Source organism: Rhodococcus sp. CX (genome assembly GCF_015865005.1).
GTDB lineage: Bacteria > Actinomycetota > Actinomycetes > Mycobacteriales > Mycobacteriaceae > Rhodococcus.
The window spans coordinates 6,526-14,719 of sequence record NZ_JADZGH010000171.1 but is presented as its reverse complement, the minus strand read 5'-3'; the positions used below and the strand labels follow the sequence as shown (position 1 = coordinate 14,719).

The window sequence follows — 8,194 nt, the reverse complement described above, 5'->3', positions numbered from 1 at the left end:
CGGCGCTGTGGTTCGCGGTCGCGGACCTTCGGCTATTTCGCAACAGCCCGTCAACCGACCGAATGTACCGCTCGCTCGGAAAAAGGAGGGGGTGGATCACCCAGCCGGCCGAATACGCGGGACGACACGGGAGAAACGGTGCGCTAGCCCTTCTTGGCCGCTGCCTTCGCCGACTTCTTGAACTCGCGCACCTCCTGCAGCGACGTCTCGTCGACGACGTCGGCGATGGATCGGCGGGATCCTTCCTGGCCGTAGTCGCCGGCGGCCTCGCGCCAACCTTCCGGCTGCACACCCATCTGCTTGCCGAGAAGTGCCAGGAAAATGCGGGCCTTCTGGTCTCCGTAGCCGGGCAGCGCCTTCAACCGCTTCAGGACCTGTTTGCCGTCCGGATCTCCCGACGTCCAGATGGCCGCCGCATCGCCGTCGTATTCGTCGACGATCGCCGCGCACAGGGCCTGGATCCGCTGCGCCATCGACTTCGGGAACCGGTGCACGGCCGGGGGTTGCGCGCAGACGGCGACGAAGTCGTCGGGATCGGCTTCCGCGATTGCGTGCACATCGAGTCCGCCGAGCCGGTCGGCGAGCTTCTTCGGGCCGGCGAAGGCCGTCTCCATCGGGACCTGCTGGTCGAGGAGCATGCCTATGAGCAGTGCCAGCGGGTCGGAGGCGAGCAGTGCGTCGGCGTCCGTGTCCCCGACCAGCTTCAGCGTCGATGCCATGGGTTGATCATGCCTTGCCCGTCATCGCCGTCGCCACAGGACGACGCCGGAGATCGCCACGACCGTGAGCCCCAGCGGACAACACGGCACGTCCTGTGGATAAGGCCCATCCGAGATGTTCTGTGAGGTCACAGCGCTGCGCCGGGGAGTTGTCCACGTACCGTCCACCGTCGGTCCACGGGTTCTCCACAGATTTGTCCACAGCCTGGGCACAACTCGCTCGAAACGGACGGACACCCGGAAAAGCAACCGCCGCCGCACCCGGTTCGGGTGCGACGGCGGAAGGAAGCCGGTGGCTCGCTCAGCCGGCGAGGGCCTTCTCCGTGGCGGCGAGCAGCACGCACGTGGCGACGCCGTCCATGGCCTTGGCCAGTTCGTCGAGCGACGGGAAGCTCGGCGCGAGCCGGATGTTCTTGTCGTCGGGGTCGTTCTTGTAGGGGAACGCCGATCCGGCGCCGGTCAGCGCGATGCCGGCGTCCTTCGCCAGCGCGATGACGCGCTTCGCGGTGCCCTCGACGACGTCGAGGCTGATGAAGTAGCCGCCCTTGGGTTCGGTCCAGGACGCGACCTTCGACGCGCCGAGACGATCCTCGAGGATGCGCAGCACCAGCGCGAACTTCGGCGCGAGGATCTCGCGATGCTTGGCCATGTGGGCACGCACGCCCTCGGCGTCGCCGAAGAACCGCAGGTGCCGCAGCTGGTTGATCTTGTCCGGGCCGATCGTCTTGATGCCCAGGAACTTCTGGTACCAGGCCAGGTTGGCGGCGGAGGCCCCGAAGAAGCTGACACCCGATCCGGCGAAGGTGATCTTCGAGGTCGAGGCGAGCGCGAAGATCCGGTCCGGGTTCCCGGCCTCGGCGGCGAGGCCGAGGATGTCGATGGCCGGCGCGCAGTCCTCGACGAGGGGGTGCACCGCGTAGGCATTGTCCCAGAAGATCCGGAAGTCGGGAGCCGCGGTGGGCATCGACACCAGCGCGCGGGCGACGTCCAGGGAGTAGACGGCACCGGTCGGGTTCGAGTACGTCGGTACCGTCCACATGCCCTTGATCTGCGGATCCGCGGCGACCAGCTCGGCGATGAGGTGGGTGTCCGGACCGTCGTCACGCAGCGGCACCGGGATCATCTCGATGCCGTAGGACTCGGTGATCGCGAAGTGACGGTCGTAGCCGGGGGCCGGGCACAGGAACTTGACGACCGGTTCCTGCGACCACGGACGCGGCGAACCGACGGTGCCGTGCAGCAGCGACGCGACGATCAGGTCGTGCATGATCTCGAGGCTCGCGTTGTTACCGGCCATGAGGTTCTCGACGGGGATGTTCAGCAGCTCGGCGAAGATCGCGCGCAGCTCCGGCAGGCCGGTGAGGCCGCCGTAGTTGCGGCAGTCGGTGCCGCTTCCGTCGCGGTAGTCGCCCTCGCCCGGCAGCGACAGCAGCTCTGCGGAGAGGTCGAGCTGTTCGGGGGACGGCTTGCCGCGGGTCAGGTCCAGCGTGAGCTTTTCGGTCTTCAGCCGGTCGTAATTGGCGGACTGGCGCTCGTGCTCTGCAACGAGTTCCTCATGGCTCATCAACCCGATCTGGGTTTGGACAGGCATGCGGAAGAACCTTTCACCGTGCACGGCGACACGGGCATCGGCGGAGACTAAGGGGACCCCGCGCACCCGGCAGAGCCCGTTGACCCTTGCTGCCTTCCGGCCCTGGGGGAGTTCACAGGATGCGCGCCGCGCGGGATCCATCGGCAAGTGTAGAGGACATGCCACCCAGGCGTGGAATCGCCCCGGCGCGACCCCGAGAAAAGTCACCGCCACCTGCTCGTTTGGCAAGAATCGCGGAGTGTTCGGTATGCTTCCCCACGGAGGATTCGCCTAGTGGCCTATGGCGCTCGCCTGGAACGCGGGTTGGGTTAACGCCCTCAGGGGTTCAAATCCCCTATCCTCCGCCACGGGAAACGCCCGTGACCGGCAGAAATGCAGGTCACGGGCGTTTTCTTCCTCGCGGTGCACCGCGGGTCAGTGCTCTGCGCGCGGCACCAGCCGCAGCCCGCCGGCCGGTGCCGGTGCCGAAGCAAGCTGCTCACCGATCTCGCGGGCCGCCTCGATCTGCGCCCTCGTCGCCCGCAGCTGGCGACGGAACACCTCCTGACGGCGGCCGTCCTCGAGGACCAGGGCGATGCACCACAGACCGAGCCACGATGTCCTCGGTGCCCCCTCGGGGGTCGCCTCCGACAGGCGGCGGCCCCGATAGCGGTCGAGAAACTGCACCGTCGCCGCGTTCACATCGATGTCGAGGGCGATCGACAGCGCGAGCATCGCGTCGTCGGAGGGCTGCCAGTCCTCGGGCAGAACAGGGTCGTCGACCGGACCGCCGGTGGTCAGGTGAAGGCGCGGCTCAGGCTCCATACAGTCATGGTCGCTGCCTCCGGCCTCCCGGAGGGCCCGGACACGCCGGGTCGACCGTCCCACCTCGAAGAACCCGACGCTCGCAATCGTGCCGCGGATCGGGAACGATGACGCCGTGCCGTCGACCTCCCGATTCCTGCCCTGGATCCTCGCGTTGGCCACCGGCGTGGTCGTCACCGACCAGCTCAGCAAGTGGTGGGCGGAATCGACCCTGCCCCGGGGCGTCTCGACGCCCGTCGTCGGCGAATTCCTCGAGTGGCGGCTCGTCTACAACCCCGGCGCGGCATTCGGGCTCGGCGCCGACTCCACCTGGGTACTGACCGTGGTCGCGGGCGTCGCCGTCGTCGCCCTCACCGTGCTGGCGGCGCGAACCCTCTCTCCCGCATGGGCGCTCGGCGTCGGCGCGCTGCTCGGCGGCGTCACGAGCCACCTGGGTGATCGCCTGCTTCGCGCACCCGGGTTCGCTCGCGGGCACGTCGTCGACTTCATCGCCTACAACAAGTGGTTCGTCGGCAATGTCGCCGACATCGCCATCGTCGGCGGCGCGGCCTTCCTGACGGTCCTGACCCTGCTGGGCATGCAGGCACGTCCGGCAGCCGTCTCCGCGGGCTGATCTCGCGGAAACTGCTCTGCCACAGCAGTTCCGGCTACTCGCAGGCAACCCCGTCGCGGTCGCCGTCCATCTCCGGGCGGTAGCCGGGTTGTCCGGCATACAGCGGTGCCGCTCCGGCCGCGCGGGCCGCGGCACAGTTCGCGAAGTACACACCGGTCGACGCCGGGACGGAAGGCTCGGGAGTCTGCGTCGCAACCGGTTCGGATGCCGCGGCTCCGTCGCACTCGGACAGCACCCGCGCGATCGCGTCGTGTTCGGCCTGCGTCACCCACAGCCCGTACGCCGCCTTCACCTGGACCTGCCGTGCCACATAGGTGCACCGATACGCGCGGTTCGGCGGCAGCCAGGTGGCGGCATCACCGTCGCTCTTCTTCTGGTTCGTCGGGCCGTCGACTGCCTGGAGGTTGCGCGGATCGTTCGCGAAGTCCACGCGGGTCTGCGCGTCGAGTTGCTGCGCGCCCTTCTGCCAGGCGTCCGACAACGCGACGACATGGTCGATCTGCACGGCCTCCGACGTTCCCTGGCCGCGGGTGAACGGGATCGTCGTGCCGGTGTAGGCATCGTGCAGGGTGCCCGACAGGACGACGCAGTCGCGGGTACCCGGCTTGAACTCGATGTCGACGAGGTCGCGGCGCAGGATGTCGTTGCGAGTGTCGCAGCCGTTGTGGCCGCCGTCGACGTCGACGTCGTCGCTCCACGCCTGCCCGAACAGCTCGCGGTCGTAACCACTCTTCGGAGCGCGGCCCTTGATCGGCAGTTGCGCCAGGACCGCCAGCGCCGCCGTCGCCTCGGACGTGGAGGCTCCGCTCGGCTGCGGTTCGGAGCCGGTGGGTGCGGCGGCGGCCGTGACCGGCGCCGATCGGGAAACGGTCGCAGTCGTGGGGTCTGCGGTCACGCCGCATCCCGTGAGGGTTGCAATCGCGGCGACGGCAGCAACGAGCCGGCCGCCCCGGTTGAAGGTCGCCGATCGGCCGGTCACTCGAAATACTCCTGGTCGGGATGGATCCGTGGACTGTCGCCCGACCACACTGCCTCGTTGCACGAGGTAAGCAAAATCGGAGACGTGGCGCGTCGCACACCCACCGAATGATTAGCATTTGGGGAGTGGTCGGATACGACAGGAAACTCCAGGGTTTGGCAATCGCCCTGTCCTCCCTCGCGGGATTCGTCGACGCCCTCGGTTTCGTCACGCTCGGCGGGGTGTTCGTCTCCTTCATGAGCGGTAACTCCACCCGCATGTCCGTGGGTATCGCCGACGGACACTGGTCGCAGGCCGCACTCGTCGCGGGGATCCTCGGGTTGTTCGTCGCGGGCGTCGTACTCGGCGGCGTCGTCGCGGAGATCACCGGCCCGGATCGCCGCAGCCGCAAGTTCGCGGTCCTGGCGACGGTGTCCGCCCTGTTGTTCGCCGGCGCGGTCGCGGCGGCGCTCGACTGGACGCCGGTGGCGATCATCGCGATGACCCTGGCGATGGGCGCCGAGAACAACGTGTTCCGGCGCGACGGCGAAACCAGCGTGGCGCTGACCTACATGACGGGCGCGCTGGTCAAGATCGGCCAGCGCGTCGCCGCGGCGATGTTCGGGGGACCCCGATGGTCCTTCCTGCCCTATCTCGGGCTGTGGGCCGGGCTTGTGGGAGGTGCCGTGCTCGGTGCACTCGCCCACCGCGCCCTCGGTCTGCACGCGCTGTGGATCGCGACGGCGGCCGCGGGGGTGCTCACCGTTGCGGTGAGATACCTCCCCTACAAGCCCGCTACCCGGCCGATGTGAACCGTCCGCTCAGACCGAGAGCAACCGCTGGAAGAAGTCGCGGTAGCGCTTCAACGCGAGCCGGAGATCTTCGGTGGACGCTTCGTCGCCTCGGGCCCACTGCTCCTCGAGCCGCGACCGCGCGTCCGCGAAGCCGCTCGTGAGCCGCTCGACGACATCGGACACCAGACCGTCCGCCTTCCGGACACACTCCCGGGGATCGTCGACGAAACCGGCCTGGACCTCGTCCCAGCGCGACCTGAGTCCCGACAACTCCTCCTGCCCGAAAAGTTCGTCGCGAGAGTCCGATTCGGGCGCCGCGGAGGTCCTCTCGGCTTGCGCGGTCGGCGTACCGACATCGCCGGCCGACCCGAGATCACCGGCCGGCGGAGCAGCACTCTCGGTCCTCGCGGCCGTCTCTCCCGTCGACACGCGGGTGTCCGCCGGTACTCCGGCGTCCGCCGGTACTGCGCTTTCCCCGGTCGTCGGGTCGGTGCGGTAGGTCGACGATCCGGCTGCCTCGGTCGATGGTGCTACTCCCCCGGTCGTTTCGGTGCTGCCGGGATGCGGATCCTGGGTGGTCATGCGCGCGCCTCCTTCGGGTTGCCCTGCTCGTTGTCCCGCGCGAGGAGCGATTCGAAGAGCGTTCGATAGTGCACGAATGCCTCGCGCTGGTCCTCCGTGCGGACAGTGCCGTTCTGCTGCGTCAGGTAGATGCCGTGCGCAGCGCGATAGTTCTCGACGACCGTCGGGTGATCGACCGAGATGTCGGCCGCGCGCCGGTCGAAGTCGTCGACCGGGTAGCCGCGCTCGCGCATGACCTCGGTGACGAGCCGGTCCGCGGCGCCGACCGTACCCGAGGGATCGTCGATGAACGCGGTCTGCACCGTCCGCCAGGTCTCCTGGTACCTCTCGCACGCTTCGGGCGAGAGCGCCACGATGTCGAGTGCCTCCCGTTTCTTCTCGCGGGCCGCGAGCTCGTTCTCGGCGGCACGTCGTTCGCCGACCTCGTCGACGGTCCGCTCGTACTCGGGCCCGAACCGCTCCTTCAGGTGCTCCGTCCGCGTGCGGCCGCGCGCGGCACGCGCGGCGACAATCGCGGCGACGACGGCGACCACGGCGATCGCCGCGAGCACCCCGATCAGGATCCATCCCCACACAGGCATCTCGTCGACCTCCTCGTCCCCGAGCGGATACCCGAAAGGCGGTGGCGGAAACGTGATGGGTCGACCTTGTTTCGGCACGACGTCCCGCAGGGATCGATCCGACGCGGGAACGGTTCGGACGGAACGGTTTACGGCTTCATTTGACCGAATCCATTACACGGGTGGGAAATTCGACGCGGGTGAACCACCACGCGACCCGGCCCGCGCGGTGACTTCGTGGCGAGATCAATTCGGCGTGGTCACCTTCTGGCCGGTGGGGTCGAGAACCCACCACACGCCGTCGTCTCCCTGGCCTTTGACCTCGCCGGGGGCGGTGTCGTCGACGAAGAAGTAGATCGGCCATCCGTTCACAGTTATCTGTTGCTTGCCGTCCGGTCCGGGAATCGTGCCGATCTGCCCGCCGACGCCCTCGACCTGCGGGGTGGTCGTGTCGGTGAGGACCGGCGGCCACTCGACGAGGCACTGTCCGGTGCAGGAGCTCGTGCCGGAACCGGGGGTGTCCTGGTCGAAGATGTAGACGGTCATCCCGCTGCCGTCGACGATGATGTCGCCGAGTTCGGACCCTGCGACCGCGAGTGCCGCCCCCGCAGCGCCCGCAGGTGGCGGGGAGGCGCCTTCCGTCGTACGGGTCTGTTCGGTGGTGTGCGTGGTCCCGTGGTCGTAGGCCCCGCTGTCGGTGTCCTTGTCGCCGTTGTCGGAGCAACCGGCCAGTACCAGGACGGCTGCGACGGCCACCGGCGTCGCGGCGCGCACAACTCTTCTCCGCACGAATCTGTTCATAGGAATCGGGTCCTTCTTCCAGTCGGTGCCCGTACCTGCGTACCGCAAGGCAGGGCCGGAATCTGCCGGACGCACCCCTCCGCCGACCTCGACAAACACTGTTGTGGGTCCGTTCGATTCTCTCACCGGGAAGGGTCACATCGGGGCGGATCGGGCCGACTGCAAGGAGATTTCGCCCTGGCGACAGCGCGGTCGGCGGCCGCCGGCTTCCTGCTGAACGCTGTGCCTCAGGCGGTGACACCCGTTGTCAGAATGGAGGCGAGTTCGCGGTAGGCGCTCGCATCGTCGAGCCCGGTGGCGGCACGGACGCGGCCCTGCTGGATGCGCACCATCATCGTCGCAGCGAGGTCGGCGGCGAAGGCCGCGTTCACTCCTCGGAAGTCGCCGGTGGCGACGCCCTCGGTGATCAGTTCCTGGACGCGGCGGGCAGCGATCCGGGTATTGCGCTCGTACACCTCGCGGGCCGGGGCGAAGGCGTCGAGGTCGTTCATGAACTGCTCCGAGGCTGCGGCGAGCGCCTCACCGACGGCCGTGAGATATGCGGCGATGCGATCCGCGGCGCCTGCGGCGGCGACCTTGGCCTCGACCTGTTCGGTCGCCCTTTTGAAGAAGTGCACCGTCGCCGCCGTGACCAGCTGTTCCTTGCTGCCGGCGAGGGTGTAGAGGGTGGACTTGGAACATTGGAGGCGCGCAGCGATCGCATCGAGCGTCAGATGCGCGAAGCCCTCCGCGAGGAACAGCTCCACCAGCCCGTCGAACAGTTCGGTGCGAC

The 8,194-nt window shown here is 68.3% G+C and carries 10 protein-coding genes, 1 tRNA gene and 1 other RNA gene; 3 read left to right on the top strand and 9 right to left on the bottom strand.

Features of this window, described 5'->3' with window-relative positions; genetic code table 11:
- Positions 1-143 precede the first annotated feature (143 nt).
- The 3 genes from I0Q12_RS18225 to ffs all read right to left on the bottom strand — a co-directional run bounded on the left by I0Q12_RS18225 (position 144) and on the right by ffs (position 2,452).
- The gene (locus I0Q12_RS18225; protein ID WP_197253285.1) at positions 144-719 is read right to left on the bottom strand and encodes an HhH-GPD-type base excision DNA repair protein; all 576 of its coding nucleotides are present in this window, start codon (positions 717-719) and stop codon (positions 144-146) included.
- A 301-nt stretch (positions 720-1,020) separates the two neighbouring features.
- On the bottom strand, positions 1,021-2,310 hold the full coding sequence (locus I0Q12_RS18220) for an aminotransferase class I/II-fold pyridoxal phosphate-dependent enzyme (protein ID WP_197253283.1): 1,290 nt from the start codon (positions 2,308-2,310) through the stop codon (positions 1,021-1,023).
- 47 nt (positions 2,311-2,357) lie between these two features.
- Positions 2,358-2,452: signal recognition particle sRNA small type (gene ffs / locus I0Q12_RS18215), an RNA gene on the bottom strand.
- A gap of 117 nt (positions 2,453-2,569) precedes the next feature.
- Here ffs and I0Q12_RS18210 point away from each other — a divergent pair.
- A tRNA-Ser gene (locus tag I0Q12_RS18210) sits at positions 2,570-2,657 on the top strand.
- Between the two features lie 67 nt (positions 2,658-2,724).
- On the opposite strand, the gene I0Q12_RS18205 is transcribed toward I0Q12_RS18210, so the two are convergent.
- Positions 2,725-3,114 carry a hypothetical protein gene (locus tag I0Q12_RS18205; RefSeq protein ID WP_197253281.1) on the bottom strand — a complete coding sequence of 130 codons (390 nt, stop codon included), beginning with the start codon at positions 3,112-3,114 and terminating at the stop codon, positions 2,725-2,727.
- 115 nt (positions 3,115-3,229) lie between these two features.
- Between I0Q12_RS18205 and I0Q12_RS18200 the strand changes: the two genes are divergently transcribed.
- Positions 3,230-3,727 (top strand): signal peptidase II, encoded by a 498-nt coding sequence (locus I0Q12_RS18200; protein ID WP_197253279.1) that lies wholly within the window; start codon positions 3,230-3,232, stop codon positions 3,725-3,727.
- A gap of 34 nt (positions 3,728-3,761) precedes the next feature.
- Here I0Q12_RS18200 and I0Q12_RS18195 read toward each other — a convergent pair whose 3' ends face one another.
- Positions 3,762-4,706, bottom strand: a complete 945-nt coding sequence (locus I0Q12_RS18195) for a DUF1524 domain-containing protein (protein WP_197253277.1) — start codon at positions 4,704-4,706, stop codon at positions 3,762-3,764.
- Positions 4,707-4,831: 125 nt separating this feature from the next.
- On the opposite strand from I0Q12_RS18195, the gene I0Q12_RS18190 reads away from it, so the two are divergent.
- Complete coding sequence (locus I0Q12_RS18190; RefSeq protein WP_197253288.1) at positions 4,832-5,497, top strand: YoaK family protein; 666 nt, start codon at positions 4,832-4,834, stop codon at positions 5,495-5,497.
- A gap of 9 nt (positions 5,498-5,506) precedes the next feature.
- Here the strand turns inward: I0Q12_RS18190 and I0Q12_RS18185 are convergent, their stop codons facing one another.
- From I0Q12_RS18185 to I0Q12_RS18170, 4 genes are all read right to left on the bottom strand, one after another.
- Positions 5,507-6,061 (bottom strand): hypothetical protein, encoded by a 555-nt coding sequence (locus I0Q12_RS18185; protein WP_197253275.1) that lies wholly within the window; start codon positions 6,059-6,061, stop codon positions 5,507-5,509.
- Positions 6,058-6,642, bottom strand: a complete 585-nt coding sequence (locus tag I0Q12_RS18180) for a hypothetical protein (RefSeq protein WP_197253273.1) — start codon at positions 6,640-6,642, stop codon at positions 6,058-6,060. The genes I0Q12_RS18185 and I0Q12_RS18180 overlap by 4 nt, the downstream gene beginning before the upstream one ends.
- A 225-nt stretch (positions 6,643-6,867) precedes the next feature.
- Positions 6,868-7,422 carry a hypothetical protein gene (locus I0Q12_RS18175; protein ID WP_231610950.1) on the bottom strand — a complete coding sequence of 185 codons (555 nt, stop codon included), beginning with the start codon at positions 7,420-7,422 and terminating at the stop codon, positions 6,868-6,870.
- Between the two features lie 227 nt (positions 7,423-7,649).
- A partial coding sequence (locus I0Q12_RS18170; protein ID WP_197253271.1) for a TetR/AcrR family transcriptional regulator occupies positions 7,650-8,194 on the bottom strand: 545 nt, incomplete at its 5' end.

Excerpts from the sequence above, each read along its gene's own strand:
- I0Q12_RS18225 (WP_197253285.1), bottom strand. The coding sequence starts at position 719 with ATGGCATCGACGCTGAAGCTGGTCGGGGACACGGACGCCGACGCACTG.
- I0Q12_RS18220 (WP_197253283.1), bottom strand. The coding sequence starts at position 2,310 with ATGCCTGTCCAAACCCAGATCGGGTTGATGAGCCATGAGGAACTCGTT.
- I0Q12_RS18205 (WP_197253281.1), bottom strand. The coding sequence starts at position 3,114 with ATGGAGCCTGAGCCGCGCCTTCACCTGACCACCGGCGGTCCGGTCGAC.
- I0Q12_RS18185 (WP_197253275.1), bottom strand. The coding sequence starts at position 6,061 with ATGACCACCCAGGATCCGCATCCCGGCAGCACCGAAACGACCGGGGGA.
- I0Q12_RS18180 (WP_197253273.1), bottom strand. The coding sequence starts at position 6,642 with ATGCCTGTGTGGGGATGGATCCTGATCGGGGTGCTCGCGGCGATCGCC.
- I0Q12_RS18175 (WP_231610950.1), bottom strand. The coding sequence starts at position 7,422 with ATGAACAGATTCGTGCGGAGAAGAGTTGTGCGCGCCGCGACGCCGGTG.